The organism is Aeromonas caviae, assembly GCF_000819785.1.
In the GTDB taxonomy this organism is placed as follows: Bacteria; Pseudomonadota; Gammaproteobacteria; order Enterobacterales; family Aeromonadaceae; genus Aeromonas; species Aeromonas caviae.
This window is the reverse complement of record NZ_CDBK01000004.1, coordinates 1264-26299: the sequence shown is the minus strand read 5'-3', so window position 1 is coordinate 26299 and position 25036 is coordinate 1264. Positions and strand designations below refer to the sequence as shown.

At 60.7% G+C, this 25036-nt stretch carries 18 protein-coding genes, 2 tRNA genes and 1 pseudogene; 13 read left to right on the top strand and 8 right to left on the bottom strand.

The window, feature by feature from the left end; genetic code table 11:
* Positions 1 to 121: 121 nt before the first annotated feature.
* A pseudogene (locus tag BN1120_RS00605) lies at positions 122 to 1294 on the bottom strand (IS3 family transposase).
* 257 nt (positions 1295 to 1551) lie between these two features.
* On the opposite strand from BN1120_RS00605, the gene BN1120_RS00595 reads away from it, so the two are divergent.
* Together BN1120_RS00595 and BN1120_RS00590 are read left to right on the top strand one after the other, a co-directional pair.
* A tRNA-Phe gene (locus BN1120_RS00595) sits at positions 1552 to 1627 on the top strand.
* A 5-nt stretch (positions 1628 to 1632) separates the two neighbouring features.
* Positions 1633 to 1708: transfer RNA gene (locus BN1120_RS00590), tRNA-Asn, on the top strand.
* Positions 1709 to 1772: 64 nt separating this feature from the next.
* Here the strand turns inward: BN1120_RS00590 and BN1120_RS20500 are convergent.
* Complete coding sequence (locus BN1120_RS20500; RefSeq protein ID WP_010675494.1) at positions 1773 to 1994, bottom strand: hypothetical protein; 222 nt, start codon at positions 1992 to 1994, stop codon at positions 1773 to 1775.
* A 526-nt stretch (positions 1995 to 2520) separates the two neighbouring features.
* Between BN1120_RS20500 and BN1120_RS00580 the strand changes: the two genes are divergently transcribed.
* Positions 2521 to 3798, top strand: coding sequence for an alpha/beta fold hydrolase (locus BN1120_RS00580; RefSeq protein WP_042014289.1), 1278 nt, complete (start codon positions 2521 to 2523; stop codon positions 3796 to 3798).
* 97 nt (positions 3799 to 3895) lie between these two features.
* Positions 3896 to 7456: an ATP-binding cassette domain-containing protein gene (locus BN1120_RS00575; protein ID WP_042014288.1), complete on the top strand. Its 3561-nt coding sequence runs from the start codon at positions 3896 to 3898 to the stop codon at positions 7454 to 7456.
* 55 nt (positions 7457 to 7511) lie between these two features.
* On the opposite strand, the gene BN1120_RS00570 is transcribed toward BN1120_RS00575, so the two are convergent.
* The gene (locus tag BN1120_RS00570; RefSeq protein ID WP_010675497.1) at positions 7512 to 7718 is read right to left on the bottom strand and encodes a YgdI/YgdR family lipoprotein; all 207 of its coding nucleotides are present in this window, start codon (positions 7716 to 7718) and stop codon (positions 7512 to 7514) included.
* Positions 7719 to 8596: 878 nt separating this feature from the next.
* Between BN1120_RS00570 and BN1120_RS00565 the strand changes: the two genes are divergently transcribed.
* From BN1120_RS00565 to BN1120_RS00540, 6 genes are all read left to right on the top strand, one after another.
* Complete coding sequence (locus BN1120_RS00565; RefSeq protein WP_052455388.1) at positions 8597 to 11137, top strand: SLBB domain-containing protein; 2541 nt, start codon at positions 8597 to 8599, stop codon at positions 11135 to 11137.
* Positions 11138 to 11184: 47 nt separating this feature from the next.
* The gene (locus tag BN1120_RS00560) at positions 11185 to 12144 is read left to right on the top strand and encodes a Wzz/FepE/Etk N-terminal domain-containing protein (protein ID WP_042014284.1); all 960 of its coding nucleotides are present in this window, start codon (positions 11185 to 11187) and stop codon (positions 12142 to 12144) included.
* Positions 12145 to 12251: 107 nt separating this feature from the next.
* Complete coding sequence (locus BN1120_RS00555) at positions 12252 to 12497, top strand: hypothetical protein (protein WP_154676070.1); 246 nt, start codon at positions 12252 to 12254, stop codon at positions 12495 to 12497.
* A gap of 66 nt (positions 12498 to 12563) precedes the next feature.
* Positions 12564 to 13208, top strand: a complete 645-nt coding sequence (locus BN1120_RS00550; RefSeq protein WP_080767828.1) for a YjbF family lipoprotein — start codon at positions 12564 to 12566, stop codon at positions 13206 to 13208.
* Positions 13205 to 13954 (top strand): capsule biosynthesis GfcC family protein, encoded by a 750-nt coding sequence (locus BN1120_RS00545; protein WP_042014281.1) that lies wholly within the window; start codon positions 13205 to 13207, stop codon positions 13952 to 13954. The genes BN1120_RS00550 and BN1120_RS00545 overlap by 4 nt, the downstream gene beginning before the upstream one ends.
* Entirely contained in the window at positions 13954 to 16041 is a 2088-nt protein-coding gene (locus BN1120_RS00540) for a YjbH domain-containing protein (RefSeq protein WP_042014280.1), read from the top strand. The genes BN1120_RS00545 and BN1120_RS00540 overlap by 1 nt, the downstream gene beginning before the upstream one ends.
* A gap of 82 nt (positions 16042 to 16123) precedes the next feature.
* On the opposite strand, the gene BN1120_RS00535 is transcribed toward BN1120_RS00540, so the two are convergent.
* The 4 genes from BN1120_RS00535 to trmB all read right to left on the bottom strand — a co-directional run bounded on the left by BN1120_RS00535 (position 16124) and on the right by trmB (position 19535).
* The gene (locus BN1120_RS00535; RefSeq protein WP_407923538.1) at positions 16124 to 17407 is read right to left on the bottom strand and encodes a sulfurtransferase; all 1284 of its coding nucleotides are present in this window, start codon (positions 17405 to 17407) and stop codon (positions 16124 to 16126) included.
* A gap of 38 nt (positions 17408 to 17445) precedes the next feature.
* Positions 17446 to 18366 (bottom strand): glutaminase B, encoded by a 921-nt coding sequence (glsB, locus tag BN1120_RS00530; protein ID WP_010675499.1) that lies wholly within the window; start codon positions 18364 to 18366, stop codon positions 17446 to 17448.
* A 96-nt stretch (positions 18367 to 18462) separates the two neighbouring features.
* The gene (locus BN1120_RS00525; RefSeq protein ID WP_039040181.1) at positions 18463 to 18795 is read right to left on the bottom strand and encodes a YggL family protein; all 333 of its coding nucleotides are present in this window, start codon (positions 18793 to 18795) and stop codon (positions 18463 to 18465) included.
* A gap of 26 nt (positions 18796 to 18821) precedes the next feature.
* A complete protein-coding gene (trmB, locus tag BN1120_RS00520; RefSeq protein WP_010675501.1) occupies positions 18822 to 19535 on the bottom strand; it encodes a tRNA (guanosine(46)-N7)-methyltransferase TrmB in 714 nt (237 codons plus the stop codon).
* Positions 19536 to 19795: 260 nt separating this feature from the next.
* On the opposite strand from trmB, the gene BN1120_RS00515 reads away from it, so the two are divergent.
* Positions 19796 to 20863: a M28 family metallopeptidase gene (locus BN1120_RS00515; protein WP_042014277.1), complete on the top strand. Its 1068-nt coding sequence runs from the start codon at positions 19796 to 19798 to the stop codon at positions 20861 to 20863.
* A 199-nt stretch (positions 20864 to 21062) separates the two neighbouring features.
* Positions 21063 to 22244 (top strand): aminotransferase-like domain-containing protein, encoded by a 1182-nt coding sequence (locus BN1120_RS00510; protein WP_041212430.1) that lies wholly within the window; start codon positions 21063 to 21065, stop codon positions 22242 to 22244.
* Positions 22245 to 22307: 63 nt separating this feature from the next.
* Here the strand turns inward: BN1120_RS00510 and BN1120_RS00505 are convergent, their stop codons facing one another.
* The gene (locus BN1120_RS00505; protein WP_041212429.1) at positions 22308 to 23849 is read right to left on the bottom strand and encodes an EAL domain-containing protein; all 1542 of its coding nucleotides are present in this window, start codon (positions 23847 to 23849) and stop codon (positions 22308 to 22310) included.
* A 245-nt stretch (positions 23850 to 24094) separates the two neighbouring features.
* Here BN1120_RS00505 and BN1120_RS00500 point away from each other — a divergent pair, with 245 nt between their 5' ends.
* Positions 24095 to 25000: a TIGR01777 family oxidoreductase gene (locus tag BN1120_RS00500; RefSeq protein WP_041215747.1), complete on the top strand. Its 906-nt coding sequence runs from the start codon at positions 24095 to 24097 to the stop codon at positions 24998 to 25000.
* The last annotated feature ends 36 nt before the right edge of the window (positions 25001 to 25036 follow it).

Sequence of the window (25036 nt, the reverse complement as noted above, 5' to 3'; positions counted from 1 at the left end):
AGATAAATGAAGCTCACTCAACCTTTATAACGCCATAATAAAAATGAGGCCCTCCTCTTTTAAAGAGGAGGGCCTGTGTTTATGACTGCAGACTGATTTCGACTGAATCGCCCCGGCTTCTCTAGACACTTTCGAGCCGCTCGAAATATTGCTTTTCACACTCTACTGGCGATAGCCCATGGTTGAAACTGTGCCGGCGCTTGGGGTTGTAAAACATTTCAATGTAATCGAACACATCCTGCCGGGCTTCCTCGCGATCCGCATAGGTTTTACGTCGGATCCGCTCGCGTTTTAGGAGCTGGAAGAAACTCTCCGCCACCGCGTTATCATGACAATTGCCACGTCTGCTCATGCTGGCCTTGAGCCGGTGCTCCCGCAAAAAATCCTGCCAGTCATAGCTGCTAAACTGGCTCCCTTGGTCAGAATGAACCAGCACTTCCTGCTCGGGTCGCCGTCGCCACACTGCCATCAGTAACGCGCTGATGGCCAGCTCTCGGTCGATACGTGGCCCCATTGACCAACCAATGACTTGTCGTGAGAACAAATCCAATACCGCGGCCAGATAGAGCCGACCTTCATGGGTTCGGATATAAGTGATGTCTGTTACCCAGACCTTATTTGGCTCAGTCACATCGAACTGGCGTTCAAGATGGTTCGGTGCAACCACCGTTGGCCGGCCACCATAATGACCGGGACGGCGGCGATAACCGGTTTGTGAACGTAAACCTTCATGACGCATTAATCGCGCCACCCGGTGTTTCCCACAGGTCTCGCCCATTTCTCGCAGGTCATCCCGGATCTTGCGATAACCATAGATGCCCCCGCTTTCTAGCCAACATTGCTTGATCTGGCCAAGAAGGCGTTGGTCTTCCAGGGCTCGGGCAAATAAAGGCTGGTGCTGCCAGGCGTAATAACCGCTCAGGTGGACATTCATCATCCGACACAGTCTGCGGATGGGATGTGCGGACGCGTGCTCCCGGATGAAGGCGTACCTTACCCTGACAGCTTGGCAAAGTACGCGGCGGCCTTTTTTAAGATATCTCGCTCATTTTAAGATATCTCGCTCATCGGTGACGCGACGCAGTTCAGCCTTGAGGCGCCGAATTTCGGCTTGCTGGCTGGAGTCATCCTGTTGCTGCGCTTCGGGTTGGCTGTAGCGTTTGATCCAGACATAAAGACTGTGGCTGGAAATACCAAGTCGTTCAGCGACCTCTGCTACTGGGTAATTGCGCTCAGTCACCTGCTTGACGGCTGCCAGTTTGAATTCTTCCGTGTAACGTTGCTGCTTGCTCATAACACCTCCTGATTGACCTCAGTTTGAGGCTCTTGAGGTGTCTAGGAAAGTAGGGGCGATTCAGAGAGAGCGAAAAGGCAATTCTATAAAGGGAAAAATCCTCGATAGGAGAACCTACCGACAACCGGATCCCGGTGTGGAGTCAGGGGCTCCTTGCACACTATCTCGCCACTTGGTTCACCCTATGCAAAAACATGCCAGAAACTGGGGCTGCAAGGTTGACACCCCAGTCGAGAAAGGGTTTAATGCGCGCCGTTGCCCAGATAGCTCAGTCGGTAGAGCAGGGGATTGAAAATCCCCGTGTCGGCGGTTCGATTCCGTCTCTGGGCACCAACTATTCCTCCTTAGTTCAGTCGGTAGAACGGCGGACTGTTAATCCGTATGTCACTGGTTCAAGTCCAGTAGGAGGAGCCAAATTCGAAAGGCCCGCTCAGATGAGCGGGCCTTTTTGCATCTGTCATTTACTCACATGCCGGGGCTAGTAGTGGTTTTCGTCCCCATGCCATACGTGTCCGGCCGAGCAGGCCCGGGCGACTTCGTGGCAAGGGTCGTCCGCATGGCGGCGGAAGAAGTGCTGATCCTGTTGCAGCAGGAGCGAACTCATCGAGTGGCTCATGCCAGCCAGTGCCTCGCCGGCGGTCAATCCTGCAACCCGGTGATCTGTGGCCAAATGAGCCAGGACTTTTTCACGACTGTTCATGATCGCCTCCCTCTGTGGATCCGGTCGTAAATTGACCATAGCAGCCGTACTCTGCATACCGCAAACCCGCGCCAGCAAAGGGCTACAGGCAGGTCCCGACCTTCTGCTCCGGCATGAAAAAACCCGCTCATGACAAGCGGGTCTGTTTCACTCAGCTAACCGCCATTGCAGGCCGCCAGCAACAGAGTGGCACCACAGGTGGCGCTGAACACCAGCAAACCCACCTGCAGCACCCCCTCCGGATCCCTCTGTGTGCGTCTCTTGCGAACACGTATCCATCTCGGCTTCATCGAGCCAACTCCATCCAGTTTCCTGCACCCGGGGTGCTGACCTATCCCTGCCCATCCCGGCAGGCGGCTCATCTTTGTCCAGTTGCAGCCCGCCGTCAACCGCGGCGAAACCACACCTTGTACGACACCAACCTCAGGCTCCATCTCTGTTAACAATCTGGAAAACCGGCGTGACCCGCTCCTGCGCCAGGGCTATGATGAGACCGACGATTTTCCTACCCTCAGGGAGACCCCAGATGAGCAGCCCCTTGCACTATGTGCTGGATGGCATCCATTGCGAGCCACACTTTTTTACCGTGCCCCTCGACCACCAGCATCCCGACGAGGAGGCGACCCTCACCCTGTTTGGCCGCACCCTCTGCCGCAAGGACAAGCTGGATGATGACCTGCCCTGGCTGCTCTATTTGCAAGGGGGCCCGGGCTTCGGCGCTCCTCGCCCGACCGCCGATGGCGGCTGGATCAAGCGGGCCCTGCAGGAGTTTCGGGTGCTGCTGCTCGATCAGCGCGGCACCGGCCACTCCACCCCCATCAGTGCTGACGCCCTGGCGGGGATGACCCCAAGTGAGCAGGCGGATTACCTCGGCCATTTTCGCGCCGACAGCATAGTGCGCGACGCCGAATGCATTCGCGAGGTGCTGAGCCCGGGGCGCCCCTGGAGCCTGCTCGGCCAGAGTTTCGGCGGCTTTTGCAGCCTTACCTATCTCTCGTTGTTCCCGCGGAGCCTGCACGAGGTCTACCTCACCGGCGGCGTGGCACCCATCGGGCGCAGTGCGGATGAGGTCTACCGCGCCACCTACCAGCGGGTGGCGGACAAGAACCGCGCCTTCTTCACCCGCTTCCCCCATGCACAGGCCCTGGCCAACCGGCTGGCCAATCACCTGCACCACCACGACGTGCGCCTGCCCAACGGCCAGCGCCTGACGGTGGAGCAGTTGCAGCAGCAGGGGCTGGATCTGGGGGCCAGCGGCACCTTCGAGGCACTTTACTACCTGCTGGAAGACGCCTTCATCGGCGAACGCCTCAACCCCGCCTTCCTCTATCAGGTGCAGGCCATGCAGCCGTTCAACACCAACCCGGTGTTCGCCATCCTGCACGAGCTCATCTATTGCGAAGGGAGTGCCAGCAACTGGGCGGCCGAGCGGGTGAGAAGGGAGTTCCCTGCCCTGGCCTGGACGCCAGGCAAAGATTTCGCCTTTACCGGCGAGATGATCTTCCCCTGGATGTTCGAGCAGTTCCGCGAGCTCATCCCGCTCAAGGAAGCCGCCCACCTGCTGGCCCAGAAGGCGGACTGGGGTCCCCTCTACGACCCGGCGCAGCTGGCCCGCAACACTGTGCCGGTGGCCTGCGCCGTCTATGCCGAGGACATGTACGTGGAGTTTGACTACAGCCGCGACACCCTGAAGGGGCTTGGCAACAGCCGCGCCTGGATCACCAACGAGTACGAACACAACGGCCTGCGGGTCGATGGCGAGCGGATCCTGGACCGGCTCATCCGCATGAACCGGGATCGCTGATCCCGCCGGGCGCACGCCTGCAGCAAGACAACAAGTTCGAGGGCGGCCCATGAGCCGCCCCGCCCATGGAAGCAACACAAAACAACAAGGACACCCATTGGATCATCCGGAAATCTCGGCCGGCTGGCTGAGTCGCCTCTTCTATCGCTGGACCGGCCCGCTGCTGCGCAAGGGGCTGACCCAGCCCCAGGTCAGTCTCGACGATCTCTATCCCCTGCTGCCGGAAGACAGGCGCGACGGCCGCGCCGACGCCTTCCTCGCGCTCACCGCCCGCCAGCCGGTGCGCCCCTGGCCCCTGACCGCCTTTATCTGGCGCCATTACAAGGGACGGATTGGCCTGCTCACCCTGCTGCAACTGCTCGGCATGCTCGCCACCCTGACCAGCCCCTGGCTGCTCAACCACAGCATGACCCAGCTCGGCATCGATGCCACCACCGGCCACAAGCTGCTGCTGGCCCTGGCCCTGTTCGCCTCCGTGCTCGCCGCCGGCATGCTGGCGGAGCACTCCCTGCAACTGGCCCTCAAGATGCACGTGCCCATCCGCCGTCTGCTGGCCGAATCCCTGCTCGCCAAGGTGATGAAGCAGGGTGGCAAGAGCTTCGACGACAGGGCCGGCGGCCGGGTTCAGAACCTCATCAACCGGGACGTGTGGGACATTACTTGGATCCTGGCTGACCCCGCCATGCCGGTCACCATGGCGCTGCAACTCATCGGCACCATCGCCCTGCTGGTGTGGCAGGTGGGCAGTGCCGGTCTGGTGGGCTTCGCGGTGCTGGCCCTGCTGCTGCTCATCTCCACCCGGGTGGTACGGCGCATGAACCAGCAGGAGCAGCAGCTCAAGCGTCAGCAGGACGAGCGCAACGGCATCCTGGCGGAATACATCAAGAAGCTGAGGCTGGTGCGCCAGAACGGGCTTGGCCCCTTCTTCACCCGGGCGGCCAACACCAAGCGCCAGCAGGAGTTGGGAGTGCTGGGCCGGGTGCTCAGGCTCGATGCCATCAACGAAGGGCTGATGCTGAGCACTCCCCTGCTGGTGACCCTGGCTACCTTCACCACCTACCTGGCGTCGGGCAACACCCTCACCCTGCCCCAGGTGTTCACCACCATCGCCCTGTTTACCGTGCTGCGCATTCCCATGATGCGACTGCCCTACCTCATCCGCACCCTGATCAACTTCAACACCGGCTTCAACCGGCTGTGCGAGTTCCTGAACAGCCCGGAGCAGCATCGGGAACTCGATGATCCCGCCCTGCCGGCGGGGGCCCTCCACCTGGAAGGCGTCAGTGCCCTGCACCAGCAAAAACCGGTGCTCGAGGGAGCCAACCTCGCCATCGCACCGGGGGAGCTCGTGGGGATCACCGGGGCCACCGGGGCGGGCAAGAGCTGCCTGCTGCATCTGGTTGCCGGCTTTGACAGCGAGTTTGCCGGCAGCATCCGTCGCCACGGCCGGGTTGCCCATCTGGGCCATAAACCCTGGCTGATGAACGACACCATCCGCAACAACATCTTGTTCGGCCAGCCCTGGCACGCCGAGCGCTATCGTTGGGTGCTCGGCGCCTGCGCCCTCACGGCCGATCTCGCGCTGCTCAGCCACGGGGATCAAACCCTGGTGGGCGAGCTCGGCACCCGCCTCTCCGGCGGCCAGCAGCAGCGGGTCGCCCTGGCTCGCGCCCTCTACGCCCGGGCCGATATCCTGCTGCTGGACAACCCCTTGTCTGCGCTCGACCCCATGGTCGCGGCCCAGGTACTGGAGCAGGGGCTCGTCTTCAAGCCGGGGCCGACCCGGCTCCTGGTGAGCCACGACCCGGATGTGCTGGCCAGGTGCGATCGGGTGATCCGCATCGAGCAGGGGCGCCTGGTGGAGCTCGATGCCCACCAGTTGGCGGATCTTGTCCAGCATCCCCAGCCCGCCCCGCCGGTGCCCCCTCAGGAGGCGGAGCAGTTCAGCGAGGAGAAAGTGGTGGAGGGCAAGGTGGACTGGGGACTGTTTGGCTTCATGTGGCAGCGCCTCGCCGCCCCCGGTGCCATCCTGCTCGTCCTGCTGCTCACCCTGGGCCAGGAAGGGCTGCGCATCGCCTCGGATCTCTGGCTCGGCGGCAAGGCCGAGGTGAGCGACGTCACGACCCTGCTCGGCATCTATGTGCTGCTGGGGGCGGGCTCCCTCGCCTGCATCATGGCGGTGCGAGTCATCAACTACAAACTCGGCCTCAAGCTGGCCTGGACCCTGTTTGACGGCATGCTGGGGCGCATCAGCCGCGCCCCCATGGCCTTCTTCGACAAGGTGCCCCAGGGGCGCATCCTCAACCGCTTCGACCGGGATCTGGGGGAGGCGCAGGAGATGCTGCTCTCCATGCTGGTGGGACTGTTCGGCATGCTGGTGTCCGTGGCCTTGCAGGTGGTGGTGATCGGCATCAATATTCCCCTGCTGCTGCTCATCGCCCCCCTGGTGGGATGGGCGCTCTATGTGTTGCAGCGCCGCTACCGGGCGGTGCAACTCAAGCTGCGGCGCCAGTCCTCGGTGCTGCGCTCTCCGCTCTACATCAGCATCAGCGAGACCATCCGCGGCGCCCCCGCCCTGCGCCTGGCCGGGGCCGAGCGTTTCGCGCTGGACCAGGTGCTGCACCACTATGACAACAACCTGCGCAGCTGGTACACCACCACCTCCATCAACCGCTGGCTCGGCATGCACCAGACTCTGCTCTCCGCCGCCCTGGTGGGGGCCGTGGCACTCATGGTGGCCTTTGGCAACAGCCCGCTGCTGGGGGCGGTTGCCATCACCTATGCCTTTACCGCTTCCGCCATGCTCAACTCCCTCATCCGCACCTTTGCCGAAGTGGAACAGGTGATGAACGCGGTGGAACGGGTGCGCGAATACAGCGAAATAGAGAGCGAACGCCAGGAGGGAGAGGCCCTCGCCACCCCTCACCCCGCAGTGCGCTTCGACAACCTGGGGCTGCGCTACCCCCAGACCAGCCAGTGGGCACTGCACAAGGTGAACTTCGAGCTGGCCCCCGGTGAAAAGGTGGGTGTGTGCGGGCGTACCGGGGCAGGCAAAAGCTCCCTGCTGGGGGTATTGCAGGCCATGTATCCCGCCTCCCAGGGGGAGATCTTCTACGGCAATCAGCCACTGTCACGACTTGCACCGGAGGCGGTGCGCGATCTCTACGACACCGTCTCCCAGATCCCGCTCACCTTCTTTGGCTCCTTGCGGGCCAATCTGGCGCCCCTGACCGAGCATGACGACGCGGCACTGGAGCAGGCACTGGCCCGGGTAGGGCTGGCCGAGCGCTGCGCCGGCCGGCTGGACGAGGATCTCGACAGGCTGCAACTCTCCGCTGGCGAGACCCAGTTGCTGGTGATCGCCCGCATCCTGCTGTCGCGCCGCCCGCTCATCGTGCTGGACGAGGCCACCTCGGACCTCGATCACGGCGGCATGCGCAAGATGGCGGAGCTGCTCTACCGCTACCGGCCGGAGGCCAGCTATCTGGTGATCGCCCACCACCTGGAGCCGCTCTTGTCGGTGGACAAGGTGGTGGTGATGGAGGCCGGCACCGTGGTGGAGCAGGGTTCGCCGGTGAGCCTGCTGGCCAACTCCCACTCCCGCTTCCACCAGCTGTTTGCCGGCCAGGTCAACCGTCAGGTGCCCCAGACGGCATGAGCACCAACAATAACAAGGGCTGCCCGCGGGCAGCCCTTGTTGCTTGAGGAGAGCCTCAACGCTCCATGATCTGGGTGATGTCGTCCTTGTTGATATGCACTTCCCTCCCCTCTTCATCGTAATAGCGATACATGCCTGTGGTCTCGTCCAACCTGGGTTTGCTGTCGGTGGCAATCATCTTGCCATCCTTGGTGCTCATGATGTATTGGGAGCTACACCCCGCCAATCCCAACAGACAAATCAGCATCATCACAGCTTTCATCACTCTCCCCTTCTTCACGCTCACCCTGGCGGTGATAGGTGAAGCCTAGCTCAGTATGGGTTTCTGACTGCAGCAGCCATAAAATTAGAGCAAAAAGTCAACCCTGCCAGACACGCCTTATACGACACCCTGGTCAGGCGCCAGAAACAAAGCCATAACATCCGACATGCTGAGTTATCAACATGCGGTCTTATACCCAGCCATTTATTGTGCCTTCTGATCAAACAAAGGAATAATCCGATATCAGCCGTAGGAATTGTCTGATATATGTTGCAAAAAAATACACTTTTGATAGATTTCCGCGCGGAAAACAAATGTCATTGTCATTGCCAACACAATCAATAATTTGACGCCTTGACCATCGGGTGCGACGCACACTGTCAGTCAGCCTGGAAAAATAACAAAAAATACACATCCCATGCCGATTTGCCCTTCGGATGCGGTAGCCATGTCTTTTTACTCCCGACCAGCATGGACGTTGTGACACTCATAATGAGCGAAGACACAATAATTACCGTGCACGGGGCAACACGCTGACGCCAAGTACCAGTCATGCCATCCCTGCCCCTGCGGGTGGTTTGCTCCTCATGCTGACAACACTGAGCATACCCGGACCTTCCATATACCTGGGTGCCTTGCATATAAAAACGTCACACAAGCATGTTCTAATATACGGGGCTTGTTATTTTTTCACGGATATATAAAGAAAGTCTAATTTACTCGATGACCGAGTAAACACCCTATTTATTACTCACCATCTTCAGCAATCTGAACAAACACATTGCAAGGCTTTACCTAAAATGAAATTTATAACAGCGCCATGGATATTAGCTGCGATTAGTTTAAATGCATTCGCTGCGCCGCAAATCAGCCCGCAGATGATGGAACAATTCAAGCGCCTCCCCGCTGATCAGCAGCAGGCTCTGGCCAAGCAATATGGTATTTCTGTCGACCAGTTCCAGAATGCCAGCGCCATGACCCCTGTCACCCCGTCAACGCCGGTGGCGGCGCCACGGGAGGTCGACTATAGCCAGGTATCCCAGCGCCCGCTGATCGCAGGAGTCGCCCAGCCAGGGGAGCTCCAACCATTCGGTTACAATGTGTTCGCCGGTGAACCCATTCTGGATGCCCCGGTGACCGACATGCCCGTTGCTGATGATTATGTCATTGGCCCGGGGGATGAAATCCATGTGCAGCTGTATGGCAAGGAAAACGCGGTCTATGACCTGAGTGTCGGTCGCGAAGGCTTCATCGACTTCCCCAGTCTCGGTCCCATCTCTGCCAGTGGATTGACCTTCCAGCAATTCAGAAGCGACCTTGAAACCCGGATCAAGGAGCAGATGATAGGCGTCAACTCCTTCATCAGCTTTGGTTCCATGCGCGCCATGCAGGTTTTTGTGATGGGGGATGCCTATCGCCCCGGTGCCTACAATGTCAGCGGCATGGCCACCGTCACCCAGGTCTTGCAGGCGGCAGGCGGCATCGATACCGTCGGCTCCCTGCGCAAGATCCAGGTCAAGCGGGCCGGACAGAAAGTCATCGATGTGGATCTGTACAAGATGCTGGTCTGGGGGGATACCAGCCAGGATATTCGCCTGCAGGCGGGAGATACCGTCTTCGTCCCGGCCAAAGGCAGTGAAGTGTCCATCAGCGGACTGGTCAAGCGCCCCGCCATCTACGAATTGAGAAATTCTGCCCCCCTGGCGGACGTGCTCGCCCTGGCCGGTGGCGTAAAGGCGTCAGCCTTGCAGGAAGTCTCGGTAGAACGTCATACAGACACCGGTCTGAAGGTCTTCAACCTGACGCTGGCCAATGGCCATGATCGTCAGTTCAGCATCCGGGACGGTGACAAGATTTCGGTCAAACCGAGCAGCACCGAGTACAGTCAGGCCATCGTCGTCAAAGGGGCCGTAGTACGTGATGGCGTCTACAGCTATACCCCGGGCACCCGCATCAGCAACCTGCTCAAGAGCGTTCAGCGGGATCTCATCTCCGCGACCGATCTGAGCTATGCCCTGGTCGTCAGGGAAGTGGATTCCCAGCGCAATATCAGCGTGATCCAGTTCAACCTGGGCAAGGCGCTGCAACAGCCGGGCAGCAAGGACGATGTGGTACTCCAGGCCAGGGATCAGGTGCTGGTGTTCCGCAACGATGCCACTGACCGGCTCAGAGAGACTGCCGCGACCTCGACCAGAGTGAAGGATCTCAAGACCAAGGCAAGAGAGCTGGACAACGCCGCCATGATGCGGACCGATGTCTCCACCGGCGCCGATGTCAAGAGTGACGAGCTCAGCAATGACTCTCAGATCAAGCTCTCCTCCCTGTCCGACAAGACCGCCACGGACGCAGTGGTCGCCGATTCACGGCAAGCCCTTCTGGCGCCTGTCATCGAGCGCCTGAAGGCACAGTCTACCCTGGGTCAGCCGGTGAAGATCATGGAAGTGCGTGGCGAAGTGAAATACCCGGGCCTCTACCCGCTGACCGACAACAGCCGCATGTCCGATGCCATCCTGGCCGCCGGCGGATTCAACGAGCAGGCCAACGTGGTCGAACTCTCCCGCGTCAATGAGCGGGGCGACAGCATCCTGGTACAGAACGAGCGATTCTCGCTGGATACCGCCAACAGCCCTTACGGTTCACCGCTGCTGCAATCCAAGGACAACATCAACGTCCTGCCCCATCCCCAATGGCGGGAAGAGGCGACCGTCCAGGTCTTCGGTGAAGTGAAATTCCCGGGCACTTACACCGTGCGCAGGGGAGAGAGCCTGCACGATCTGATCGAGCGCGTGGGTGGCATCACGACCTACGCCAACCCCAACGGGGCCATCTTCGCCCGCAAGGCCCTGCGCAAGCAGGAGGAAGAGCGGCTGGTGATGCTGCGCGATGAACTTCGCCAGGAGATCTCGACCATGACCTTGCGCAGACAGAGCACCATTGCCAACTACAGCAGCTCCCCTGCCGAAGCCATGTCGGTGGTCAACCAGCTGGAAAACAGCAAGGCCATCGGACGCATGACCATCGACATGCCAGCCCTGCTGGCCGGAGAGAAGCAGTCGGACGTCCTGCTTGAGGATGGCGACAAACTCTATATCCCGACCATGCAGAACGTGGTCTCCATCGCGGGCATGGTGCAGTTCCCCTCTTCCCATATCTACAAAGAGGAGACCAGCATCAACGAGTACATCAGCCTGGCCGGTGGCACCAAGAAACAAGCCGATACCGATCGCGTCTATGTCATCAAGGCCAACGGCAGCGTGATGCTGCCCAATGACAGCTGGTTTGGCGGACGCAAGAGCCTGGAGCCGGGGGACACCATCATAGTGCCGGTGGATTCCGACTATCTGGACAACCTGAGCATCATGTCTTCGGCGACCCAGATCATGTATCAGTTGGGCGTCGCCTGGTCCGCCATCAAGTAACGCGCTGGACGCGTCCAGTCATATTCCATAGGACTCATCAAATCATCATGGAAGCACAAAAAGCGAACGTCATTCCCTTGCCGAGGGATCTTGCTCCGGCAAGCGATGAAATCGACCTGCGAGAGCTGGCTATTGCCCTGTGGCAAGGCAAGTGGTGGCTCTTTGCTACCACATTGATCGCTACCTGTCTCGCCGTTGCCTTCGCACTGTGGAGTCCCAACATCTATCGTGCCGAAGCGCTCCTGACCCCCTCCCTTGAACAACAGGGGGGAGGACTCTCCGCGCTGGCCTCCCGCTTCGGCGGGCTGGCCAGTCTGGCCGGGGTCGATCTGGGCAATAAAGGAGGAGACAAGGCTTCCATCGCCATCGAGGTGGGCAAGTCGCGGCTGTTTCTCGGGGAGTTCATTCGCCGCCATCAACTGGCCGTCCCCCTGATCGCCGCCACCGGCATGGATAAAACCACGGGGGAGCTGCTCATCGACCCCAAAGTCTATGACACCCAGTCCCATCAGTGGGTCCGCGAGATGCCGCCCGGCAGGTCTCCCGAGCCCACTGACTGGGAGCTCATCAAGGCGTTCAGGAGCCTGGTCAATCTCAACAGCGACCCCAAGACAGGGCTGCTGACCGTCAGCGTCGACTTCTACTCCCCGCAACTGGCAAAACAGTGGGTGGACTGGTTGATCGACGATCTCAACAGCACCATGAAACAGCGGGATCAGGAGGAGTCAAAACGCAATATCGCCTATTTGACCGAACAACTCTCCAAGACTTCCGTTGCCGATATGCAGAAAGTCTTTTATCAATTGATAGAAGAGCAGACCAAAACCTTGATGCTCGCCGAAGTCAATCAGGAATATGTCTTTAAAGTGCTTGACCCTGCCGTTATCGCCGAAGAGAAAATAAAGCCGAAACGGGCACTCATCGTCGTATTGGGTGCCCTCTTGGGCGGCATGTTGGGGGTGATGATAATTTTGGTTCGATTTGCATTCCGTCATGATAAAAAATAATGGATGCAAATTGATCAAAAACGATGGCTTGCCATCACAATAGAGTAGAACGATCGTCGACTATTCTGATTTTATAAGGGAAATATATGAAGAAGAGTGTTTTGATTATGACTGCACTGCTGGCCCTGTCCAGCCCGACCATGGCTGCAGAAACAGTCGCTGCTGGCGCAGGCGCCAGCACTGGTGGCGCCGCTGCCGGTGCCGGTGCTGCTAGCGCTGCTGCTGTCGGTGGCATCACCGCTGGTGCCATCGCCGTTGGCGTAGCCGCTGCTGCTGCCATCGGTGTTGCCGTTGCCGTTGCCAGCAACAACAACGACGACAACCCCTCGACTGTCACCAGCACAGCTCGTTGATATAATGAAATAAAGACTGTCTCAGGGCAGTCTTTATTATTTTTCTATTTATTCAGTGATGCTTTCATGCTAATCAAGCGCATTCTTTTATTGCTATCAATGTTGTTGTTTGGCTGTGCAGACAGCAACGTTGATAGCTATCAACAGCTCAAATATATCTTCACTGCGGATGATGAGATAACCATTACCCCGGAAGCCATCGAAAAGCTGCCCTATGCCAGTGCATTGCTCACCGTTGACGACAGACCACCTGTATTGCTCGTGCTCGCCTTTGCCGAGGGAGATCGCCTCTCCTGGGTCAGCAGCGACAGAGGCTTGATAGTGACCGAGCATGGTCGAATTACCAAGACGCTCAAGCTGGATAATGATCTTCGCTATTTCGCAGCCACCATGGCGGATCCCTTGAGTCAGGCCGTCATTCCAGGCGATGCCCAATTCAGTTATCTGGCTGAATGGGTGCAACTTCGCCACAGCGGAAGAAACCTCCACACCACCTTCAAACAGCTGGTCGATGAAAATCTGGATATCAATGGCGCCGTGCTGACAACCTCCCTCTACGAAGAGACGGTCCAGTCGGTGAAGGATGACCTGACGTGGCGGAATTATTACTGGCTGGACAAAAAGACGGGCTTGGTCAGAAAAACCATTCAGCACATCGGCCCTGACAACAGCACCATCGAGATGGTCTTCACCAAGCCCTATGCACCATGAAAAAAATCATACTCTCGCTTCTGATTGGCTATGCCCCATGGCTTCATGCCGACAGCATCACCCGGGTGATGGTCGGCCATGCCAGCAAGACCACCATTTCCCTCTCCGATAGCCAGCGTCTGGAACAACTGTTGAATGCGCCCGGCTTGCCCGGCGACGTCTACTGGCCTGCCGCCATCATCTCCTCCCCCGCCCAAGATGAGTCTGCACAGCAAGCCAAAGAACAGCTGCTCAGCGATCTGAAAGCCCTCCAGGTTCTCTGGATGAGAGCGCATCAGGGCGGCCTGGTTCAGGCCACCCAGCAACTGCTGCGCGAGCTGGATCAGCTCGATGTGGCCGGCCGGATTGACATCAAGCTGGATCCGGATCTCAGCAGAGTGGAGCCTGCAAACAACCCTCGTCTGTCTGGCGACTATTCTCTCTATCTCTCTCGCAGACCATCCAGCCTCTACCTGCTGGGATTGATCAACAGTCGCAGGTCCATGCCCCATGAACCCGCCAAGGGGCTGGCTGAATATTGGCAGGGCCACAGCCTGCTACCCGGCGCCAACCCTGGCGAGGTCTATCTCATCCAGCCGGATGGCCGCGTCCAGTTGTCCCCCGTCGCGGTGTGGAACGAATACCATATCGAGCCCATGCCGGGTGCAACCCTGTTTGCCGGTTTCGATCCGGCGCTGTTGCCTGCCCAGTTCAAGAACATCAATCTCCGTATTGCCGACATGATTGCTAATCGGATACCCGAGTAATGCTGACCAGAATCGCCACTCTCTCGCTGCTTGCCTCCCCCTTCGCGTTTGCCAACACGGACAGCTTCTCGCCTCTCCTCCCCACCCAGAGTGATTTTGGTGGCGTGGGCCTGCTCCAGATGCCGACGGCACGCATGGCTCCGGAAGGCGAGTTTTCATTCAACTACATGGATGACCAGGAATACCGGCGCTGGTCCATCTCCATGCAGCCATTCTCCTGGCTGGAAGCCACCCTGAGATACACCGACATTCGCACCCGGCTCTACAGCAATGACGAGAATTTCAGTGGCGACCAGACCTACAAGGACAAGGGGCTGGATGTCAAAGCCCGACTCTGGACCGAATCCACCTGGCGCCCACAGGTCTCTGTGGGACTGCGCGATGTGATGGGGACCGGGCTCTTTGACAGCGAATACATCGTCGCCAGCAAACGCTACAAGAACCTTGATTTCACCCTGGGAATGGCGTGGGGAAACATGGGTCAGAGCGGCAACATCAAGAACCCCTTCTGTGAAGTCCGTGAAGGCTGGTGTCAGCGTGATGACGGCTTCTCGGGCAGCGGCGGCAAGTTTGAATTCGGCAGCCTGTTCCATGGCCCGGCGGCCCTCTATGGAGGGATAGAGTACCAGACCCCCTGGCAGCCCCTCAGGCTCAAGCTCGAATACGAGGGCAACGACTACAGTCACGAGTCGGCGGGGGCCATCGTTCAGAGCACTCCCATCAATGTGGGCATCGTCTACCAGCCTTACGATGTGTTCGACATGCACCTCAGCTATCAGCGCGGCAATACCCTGATGTGGGGGCTGACATGGCATACCAACTTCAACGACCCTTCCCTGTCGCTGCCCAAGGTCATGGATCCCCCCGTTCCGGCCTATCAGGCCAGCCAGGTCGACTCCCTGGAGCAGGTCGACTGGTCAACGCTCTCTTCCCAGCTGGCCAGCAATGGGGGCTGGCAACAGGCCTCACTCTACAGTGACAAGGAGACCCTGACGCTGGAGGCAGAGCAGACCCGATACAGGGATCAGGCCCAGAGCGAGCAGAGAGCCACCCTGCTGGCCGTCAATGCCCTGCCTTCCACGGTGAAAGAACTGCGCATCATCGAGCAGAAGCAGGGGATGCCCCTGCAAGAGAGCCGAGTCGATCTCGACTCCGTGCGTCGTGCCAACAGCGATCTCCCCCTCGGCCAGACACAAGAGATCGAGGTCAGCCGCCAGCCACCGGCCCCCGTCGAAGGCACACTGCGCCATGGAGCCGAACCCCGCTCATGGGATTTCAAGATAGTGCCCAAGCTGAGCCAGTCCATCGGGGGAGCCGAGAGTTTCTACATGTACCAGCTCGGGTTGAATGCCAACACCGACTGGCACATGACCGAGCACGACTGGGTGAGCAGCACCGTCTTCGTCAACCTCGTCAACAACTACGACAAGTTCAATTACACCGAGCCACCGCCCGATGGAGAGGCCCTGCCCCGGGTCCGTACCTGGGTGCGGGAGTACGTGACGTCATCGAATGTGCTGCTCAACAACCTGCAGCTCACCCACATGGACAAGTTTGCCGATGGCTGGTACGGCCAGGCCTATGGCGGTTATCTGGAGATGATGTATGCCGGTGTCGGCGGGGAGGCCCTGTATCGCCCCTTCAACCGCAACTGGGCCATCGGTGCCGATCTCAACCTGGTCAGGCAGCGGGACTGGGAGAACACCCTCCAGCTCGCCGATTACCAGATCGCCACCGGCCATGTCACCACCTACTGGCAACCGGCGTTTCTGGACAAGGTGACCGCCCAGATTTCGGTGGGTCGCTATCTCGCGGGGGACTATGGCGCCACGTTCAACTTCGCCAAGACCTTTGATTCGGGGATCAGCGCCGGTTTCTTTGCCACCTTCACCAATGTGTCGGCAGAAGAGTACGGCGAAGGGAGCTTCACCAAGGGCCTCTACATCACCATCCCGTTCGACCTGATGATGTTCAAGTCCACCATCGACAGCGCCAACATCAGCTGGGTCCCCCTGACCCGGGACGGCGGCCAGATGCTGTCGAGGAAGTACGGCCTCTACGACCAGACCAACGTGGCCTCCTTCTGATCCCGGTTCACGATGCCTTGCAGACAAAAAAAGCACCTTCCATGAAGGTGCTTTTTTATTTCCGCTGCTCGGCATTGCCGTCTCAGTTGCCCGGCTTGCGCTCGCCGGTGACGGTGGGGTTGGCCGGATCCATGCTCCACTCGAACCAACCGCCGTCGTAGACGCTGATCCGCTTCCAGTCCATCAACCAGGCGTAGAAGAACGCCTCGGAGGCGCGCCAGCCGGTGCCGCAGTAGAAAGCGGCCTGCTGGGTCGGCTCGATATTCCACTCATCCCACATGGCGAGGATCTCGCGGGCGGGCTTCATGGTGCCGTCCGGGTTGTGGAAGTCGCTCATGCTGTTGGCATCCACCCCGCCATGACCCCATCTGGCCCCGGGAATGTCCCCCTTGGGCTTGATGTAGCTGTAGCCCGAGGTATTGCCCACGAACTCGTCCCAGGTGCGCACGCTGACCAGGGCGCCGTCCGGCTGCTTGAGCAGGGCCTTGGCCTGGTCAAGGGTGGTGTAGTACTCGGGATGGGCCGGGATGGCCACGCCAAACGCCTTGGTCGGGGTGAACTTGTTGGCCAGCCCGGTCTCGGTGCGCAGATGCTGCACGAACCAGGCCTCCAGCCCGCCATCCAGCAGCCGCACATCCTCGACCCCCGCATACATCATCAGATGGGCCGCACGGGCCGCCGCCATGGTGTTGCGGCCATAGAGGATGACGGTGGTGTCATGACGGATGCCGTTCTCCAGCAGCAGCGCCTTGAGCGCCTCGTCAGAGACCTTGTTCCACAGCGGCTCCCCTTCCAGCCGGTTGGTGTCGATGTAGCCGGCTCCCGGAATGTGGCTCAGCAGATAGGCCTTGGGAGATCCCCAGTCCACCTCGAACACCTTCCACTCCCCCTTGGGGGCGGCGATGACCGGCTTGCCTGCCTGCAAGTCTGCCAGCCAGAGCGGATGGACCAGCTGCTGCCAGCGTGCCAGGTGCTCCCGGGGCGCCTCTTTCCATTCCTGCAGCTCGAACAGCTGCTTGATGCCCTGCAGGCGCAGCAGACGGGCCACCTCGGCCACCTCGCGAGGGGTGCCATAGAGGGCGACGGGTTTGTCGGCCTTCAGCCCCTTGCTCGCGAGTGCCGCAGGCCACTCCTCGTCGCTGTATTTCCACTCTGCGGAGAGCAGCTCGGCACCGGCTACATGGCCCCCCTGCTTCTCCCCGTCCATGGGCCAGCCCTGATAGAAATAGCTCGGGCGGGTATCCAAGATCACCGCCTCCTTCCCCTTGGCATCCGCCAGGGAGAGCGGGGGCAGCTCGGCGGCCAGCGCGGGCCAGGCACACCAGAGCAGCAAGGCGGTCAGGCAGCTTCGCCACAGTCCAGTCATTCGTTTCATGATGTCGTCTCGATGCATAGTGAAGAGAGTTAAAAAATGGAGCGGCCCAGGCGCTCGGCCAGCAGCTCCAGCGCCGCCGTCCCGGCCAGGGAGTTGCCCGCCTTGTTGAGCTCGGGTGACCAGACGCAGATGGAAAGCTCTCCCGGGATCAGCGCCATGATGCCGCCCCCCACCCCGGATTTCCCCGGCATGCCGACCCGGTAGGCGAAGTCGCCCGCCTCGTCATAGAGGCCGCAGGTGGCGAGCAGGGCATTGACCTGCTTGGTGGTCCGGGCTGGCAGCAGGGGCGTGCTCTCGCCAAGAGGGACACCCCGGTTGGCCAGATAGACGAAGGCTCGTGCCAGATCGACGCAGCTCATGCGGATGGCGCAGGCATTGAAGTAGCTCTGCAATACCTTGTCCACCTCGTTCTCGAAGTTGCCATAGGCCTTCATCAGATAAGCGATGGCGGCATTGCGGGCGGAGTGCTGGTACTCGGAGCGCGCCACCACCTGATCCGCCATGATGGCCGGGTTGCCGCACAGGCGGCGCACCAGCTCCAGAGTGCGTTGGCGAGGAGCGGTGAGCCGGGTTTCCAGCAGATCGCTCACCACCAGGGCACCGGCGTTGATGAAGGGGTTGCGGGGAATACCCTGCTCGAACTCCAGCTGGACGAGGGAGTTGAACGGCTGGCCGGAGGGCTCCTTGCCCACCCTGGCCCAGATCTCCTCCTCCTGATAGAGGGTCAAGGCCAGCGTGAGGCTCAGGGCCTTGGAGATACTCTGGATGGAGAAGGGCTCGAAAGCGTCACCTGCGGTGAACAATTCCCCTTCAACGGTACAGACCGCGATCCCCAGCCGGTCGGCAGGCACCTGGGCCAGGGCGGGAATGTAATCGGCCACCTTCCCCTGCCCGAGCAGCGGACGCACCTCTTCCAGGATGCCGGCCAGTAATTCGGATGACAACACCATTGGCTATTCCATGACGTGAAACGAGGCGGGGCCAGCCCACCGACAAAAATCCCGCCGGCGGCGGGATTTTCTATCTGCCCGGGAGGCAGTCAGATATCAGGCCGGCTCACCGTACCAGAGATCGAACAGCTCGGTGACCACCACGGCCTCCAGCCCTTTGCCTTGCAGCCAGGTCTGAACGGCGGAACGGTCTTCGTCGGTGCACTTGCCGAGCTGCTGGGTGCAGATCATCCCTTCCCAGGCCAGGTGACCCGAGCCGGCGAAGGCCAGCTTGCGAGGCTCAATCACCTCGTCGATCAGCGCATCGACCACGGCATCAATGGTCTCTTCGGCGGTGCCGACCGGGAAGTTGAAACTGATGTCGAACCCCATTTCCTGGAATTCATCGACGCGCAGTTTCTTACGCAGACGGCGGCTACGGTTGGCCATGATAGCTCCTTAGTTGATACGTTGACTCAGTTGACTCGTTTGAAAATCAGATCCCAGACACCGTGGCCCAGACGATGGCCACGCTGCTCGAATTTGGTCAGGGGGCGCCAGTCGGGACGGGGCACCCAGTTGCCAGTGGCGGAGGTGTTCTCGTACCCCTCGGCGGCACTCATCACCTCCAGCATGTGCTCGGCGTAGTTCTCCCAGTCGGTGGCCATGTGGAAGACGCCACCGATGGCAAGCTTCTGGCGGATGTCCTGGGCAAAGGCAGGCTGCACGATGCGACGCTTGTGGTGGCGGCTCTTGTGCCAGGGGTCCGGGAAGAAGAGCTGCAGGCAGGAGAGAGACCCGTTCGGGATCATGTGCTCCAGCACTTCCACCGCATCGTGGCAGATGACGCGCAGGTTGGTGACGCCCGCCTCCTGGGCGGTGCCAAGGCAGGCGCCCACACCCGGAGAGTGCACCTCGATGCCGATAAAGTTCTTCTCGGGGGCGTTCTTGGCCATCTCCACCAGGGAGGCGCCCATGCCGAACCCGATCTCCAGCACCACGGGTGCCTCGCGGCCAAACAGGGCCACCATGTCGAGCGGCTCTGGTGCGAAATCGATGCCCATGACCGGCCAGAGCTCTTCCAGGGCCTTCTCCTGCCCTTTGGTCAGGCGGCCTTCGCGACGGACGAAGCTGCGGATCTTGCGCATGAACTTGCCGTCTTCGTTAAACACATCTTGGGTCACAGACATAGTAAATTGCTCGTTATTGCATCGCTCTGGAAGAGAGCCGACATAAATGGATCGCTCGTTATTGCATCAGTTCGCAAAAACAGGGGAGCGAATTATCCCAAGATAGGCACAAGGCGCAAGTGTTTCCCACAACAAATCCCCCGGGACTGCCCACATCCACCGGCAAGGTTGACAAATGCCACCCCCTTCACAGAATCTGCCGGACGTCGGGTTCATCCTGACGCGGAAAAATAAAACCATATACAACAAAGGATTGCAGTATGAAGAAAACCCTGTTGGCCCTCGTCCTGCCTGCCCTGCTGGCCGGTTGCAACCCCTCTGACAACGACTCCCAACCCCCTGCCCCCGCGGCTCAAGCCCATGAATTTCTGGTGCAACTGAGCTCTGGCGCAGAAGGGATAGGCGCTCGTCCCACGGGCACCGAGGCCGAAACCCGCGCCGCCGCCTGGATCCAGGATCACCTGGCCGGTTGGGGTTACGAGGTGCAGAACCAGCCATTCACCTACACCCGGGGCGGCACAGACCGAACCTCCCAGAACATCGTCGCCGAGCTCAAGGGTCAGAGCGACAGGGTGATCCTCATCGGTGCCCACTATGACAGCACCGGCGAGAAGAAAGGATCCGAAGGTGCCACCGACAACGGGGCCGGCGTCGCCGCCCTGCTGGCAGTTGCCGAGGCACTCAAGGGAGAGACCCTGCCCTACACGGTGCGTTTCGCCTTCTTCGGCGCCGAGGAAAACGGCCTCAACGGCTCCAAAGCCTATGCCGCCAGTCTCGACACCGACGCCGTCGCCAAGCTGCTGGCCATGGTGAACTACGACACCATCGCCGGGGGCGACATCGTCTATGTCCACTCGGCCCACTCCGACGTGGCCGAGTACAACTGCGCCGACCCAAGCCGCTACAGCTTCGATCCCAAGGTGCGCGATCGCCTGCTGGCCATCTCCCAGCAAACCGCCACCCCGTTCGCCATCCACCCCAGCTACAGCGGTTACCCGGAAGGGGAGACCGGCAGCTGGTCCGATCATGCGCCGTTCGCCTGCCTGGGGGTGCCCATCGCCTACGTGGAGGCCACCAACTTCACCATCAACGGGGAAGATGGCTATGACGGCTACTCCCAGAGCACCAATCCGGCGCTGTGGGACTGCTACGACGACGCCACCAAGAGCGCCTGCGACCGGGACAGCGAGACCCAGTGGGGCAAGATCTGGCACACGGAGCATGATCGCCTCGACAAGATGGCCGAGCTCTTCCCGGGCCGGATTGAGCAGCAGCTCGGGGCCAATACCGACCTGATGATCCGCTTCCTCAAGGCGCCGGGACTCTGACCCCCATCCCGCCCGATGTCCCCCTGACAGGGGTTTTTGCGCCCCTGACCGGGGTCGGGACGATAAAATTCGGGCAGGTGCCAAACCTGCCCTTTTTTATGGATTTTTGTGACAGCCATTGCCTCATTTCTGAAATCTGATACAAACGGATAACCTGGCGGTTGAATGGAGCGACCGCCACCTAGTCAGAGAGAACCCTATGCAGCCGTTTTTTGCCCAGCGCTTCGAGAAGGTCGAGCCTTCCTTTATCCGCGAAATCCTCAAAGTTGCCGCCAATCCGGAGATCATCTCCTTCGCCGGCGGCCTGCCCAACCCCCATCTGTTCCCGGTCAAGGCCATCGAGCAAGCGTGCCAGGACGTGCTGCGCGAGCAGGGAGCCGCCGCGCTGCAATACGCCACCACCGAGGGCTTTGCCCCGCTGCGCCAGTTCATCGCCGACCGCTACCTGAGCCGCCACGGCATGACCGTCAATCCTGACAACATCCTCATCACCAGCGGCTCCCAGCAGGCGCTGGATCTGCTGGGCAAGGTGCTGGTGAACGAGGGGCAGGATCTCATCATCGAAGAGCCGGGCTACCTTGGCGCCATCCAGGCGTTCTCCGTCTATCAACCGAATTTCAAGCCCATCACCCTGGCGGAAGAGGGGCTGGATCTGGCAGCGCTGGATGCGCTGCTGGAGCAGGGCTCCAGCGCCAGGCTGCTCTACGGCGTGCCCAACTTCCAGAACCCGAGTGGTGTATCCTACAGCCGCGCCAACCGGGAAGCCCTGGCGGAGCGCCTGGTGCGCCACGATCTGCTGATGGTGGAAGACGACCCCTACGGCGAGCTGCGCTTCGAAGGGGAGCACCTGCCCCCCATCGCCAAGCTGGCCCCCCACAACACCGTGCTGCTCGGGTCCTTCTCCAAGACGGTCGTGCCAGCCTTCCGCCTGGGCTGGATGGTGGTGCCGGACTGGCTGCGCAAGAAGGTCACCATCGCCAAGCAGGCCACCGACCTGCACAGCAACGCCTTCAGCCAGCAGGTGCTGCACCGCTTCCTGACCGACAACTCCCTCGACGCTCACCTGGAGAAGATCAAGGAGGTCTATGGCCGCCAGCGTGCCGCCATGGAAGCCGCCCTCGCCCGCCACTGTCCGCCCGGCGTCAGCTACACCCGGCCCGAGGGGGGTATGTTCCTCTGGCTGACCCTGCCGCCCAGCGTCAGTGCCATGGCCCTGTTCGACGAGGCCATCAAGGAGAAGGTTGCCTTCGTGCCCGGCGCCCCCTTCTATGTGCGCCCCGAGATCCAGAACACCCTGCGCCTGAGCTTCTCCTGTGTGGATGAGGCGACCACGGAAGAGGGTGTTCAGCGTCTGTGCCGCGCCCTGGCCCGCATGCTCTGAGCCATCCGGCCATAAAAAAACCAGCGACCCGGTCGCTGGTTTTTTTTGCCTCGCGCTTTCCCCTCAGCGCCCCTGGCCGGCCAGCTGGCTGACAAACTCCTTCATGGGCATGGGCCTGCCAAACAGGTAGCCTTGCAGGAAGGTCACCTCGCGGGCCTTCAGATAGTCGGCCTGCACCTGATTCTCCACCCCTTCCGCCACCAGTTGCAGACCGAGCCGGGTCGCCAGATCGATGACGTTCTCCACGATGTGGCTGGAGAGCGCGTCCGACCCAATCATGCCGACGAAGCTCTGATCGATCTTGAGGAAGTCGACCTGGAAGGTCTGCAGGTAGGTCAGGCTGGAGTGGCCGGTGCCGAAATCGTCGATGGCGATGAAGACCCCGAGGGCATGCAGCTCGGCAAAGAGCCGGTCCGTCGTCTCGTCCGCCACGATGAGCTCGCGCTCGGTCAGCTCCAGCACCAGCTTGATGGGATTCCCCTTGAAGGCGTTGATGAAATCCCGGCAATCTTCCACCAGGCTCAGATCCTTGCAGTGGCTGGCGCTGATGTTGAAGCCGAAGTGGAACCCTCGCGGCAGATGGTGCGCCTTGCCCGCAAACTGTTCGCGCACCTGCGCCATCAGCAGCCGGGTCATGGGCACGATGAGACCACTGTCCTCTGCCAGGGGAATGAAGCGATCCGGCGAGATCATCCCCTGACGGGGGTGTTGCCAGCGCATCAGCACCTCGCAACCGCTCCATTGGCCGTCCTCCCCGTTCACCACGGGTTGCAGATAGGGGATGAACTCCTGCTGGGACAGTGCCCGTTTCAGCTCCTGGGCCGGCGAGGTCGAACGACCCATCAGCCAGAAGACCGCCACCCCGAGCAGCAGGCTCAGCAGAGGATAAATAATGACGCCCACCTTGGAGTAGTCCCAGATGTGGGCACGGTACTCATCCACCGACACCGTGGTCACTACCTTGAACGGGTACCTGGTCGAGACCTGTTCGAGATAGCCACTGCGGTCCTTGGGGATCAGCTTGTCGGTGAGCTCGCTGTTTCGCAGCAGCATCTCGTTGCCGACCACCAACCCCAGTGGGGAGTTGCGGCTCAGCATGTCCAGGATGTTGAGCAGGTAGTAGCCGTCGACCCCCACCAGCACGCTGAACTCGCCCACCTCTTCCCGGTAGGCGATGAGGGGGCGATTCGGGGTGACCGGGTTGCCCTTCATCAGGTCGAGCCTGCCCCCGACATAGTCATCCAGTTTGATGCCGCCATCGACCGGGCCATAGAGGGAAGAGCAGTAGATCCGATCCCCCCTGGCCAGGTTGACGCTGCGCACATCCGGCACCGTGGCCACCTGATCCCTGAGCCCCTGCACCACCTCGAGACAGGGCCTGCCCAGGCTGCCGGTGAGGGCCGACGCCGCCAACTGGGCATTGTCCAGAGTGCGGTCAAACATGACCCTGGCATGTTCCAGGCGCGCCACCGCATCCTGTTTCACGCCGGTGGCGGTCTGCCAGATGACGATGACGAGCCCAAGGAGCATGGGCAACAGACCGGCCAGCAAGGCACAGAGCAGCCGGACATAGAATTGACGCACCTTCAAACGTCGAAATGGCATAACGGCCCTCATGAACATGGCGAAAAAGCGCTCGAGTTTACCCGCTGGCGCCCGTTTGGCAAGCCGGAATGAGCCCCTGATACCGCCGCGCCACGGCGCCCCCCGTGGTCGCAACGCCCGGCAACCCCGTGGATAAAGGGGGCGGCGTCTTGGGAGACAAAAATCATAATGCTCATAAAAACAGGAGCTTGTCCATCGGGCACCCAGGCTCTAGAGTAGACCCTAGAGCGTCAGGGAGGCAGGACATGAAGATACTGATCACGGGGGGCACGGGGTTTATCGGCCGCCGTCTGGTGGCACACCTCAAGGTAGCGCACGAAGTAGTCGTGCTGACCCGCCAGGGCAGCCGGGCCTACGAGCTGCTCGGCCACGATGTCACCCTGCTGGACAGCCTGGACAGGCTGGATCACCTCAATGACGTGGACATCGTCATCAACCTGGCCGGCGAACCCATCGCAGCCGGACGCTGGAGCGAGTCCCGCAAGCAGTTGCTCTGCAACAGCCGCTGGCTGCTGACCGAACAGCTGGTGGATCTCGTCAAACTCTCCAGCACGCCCCCCAGATTGCTGCTCAATGCCTCCGCCATCGGCTGGTATGGCCGCCAGGATGACGCCCCTCTGGATGAAACATGCCAGAGCCCTCACGACGAATTCACCCACCGTCTCTGTCAGCAGTGGGAGCAGCTTGCCCAGCAGGCCCGCTCGGCCCAGACCCGGGTCTGCATCCTGCGCATCGGCCTGGTACTCGGCATGGAGGGGGGCGCCTTGCCCAGGATGCTGCCCCCTTACCGCCTCGGCCTCGGCGGCCCCATGGGCAGCGGCACCCAGATGATGAGTTGGATCCACGTGCAGGATCTGGTGCGGGCCATGCTGTTTCTCATCGAGCACGGCGAGTGTGACGGCATCTTCAACGGCACGGCCCCGCAACCGGTCAGCAATCGCCGGTTCAGCGAGACCCTGGCCGCCACGCTCCATCGCCCGCATCTCTTCTTCGTACCAGCCCCCCTCCTGCGACTCCTGATGGGAGAGGCGGCGGATCTGCTGCTCACCGGACAGCAGGTACTGCCCGCCCGCTTGCAGCAGGCCGGTTTTCACTTCAGCTTCCCGGCCCTGCCCGGCGCTCTGGACAATCTGCTGCACTCACCCCGTTGACCCAATGACACATCCCGACCTAGGTCGGGATGTGTC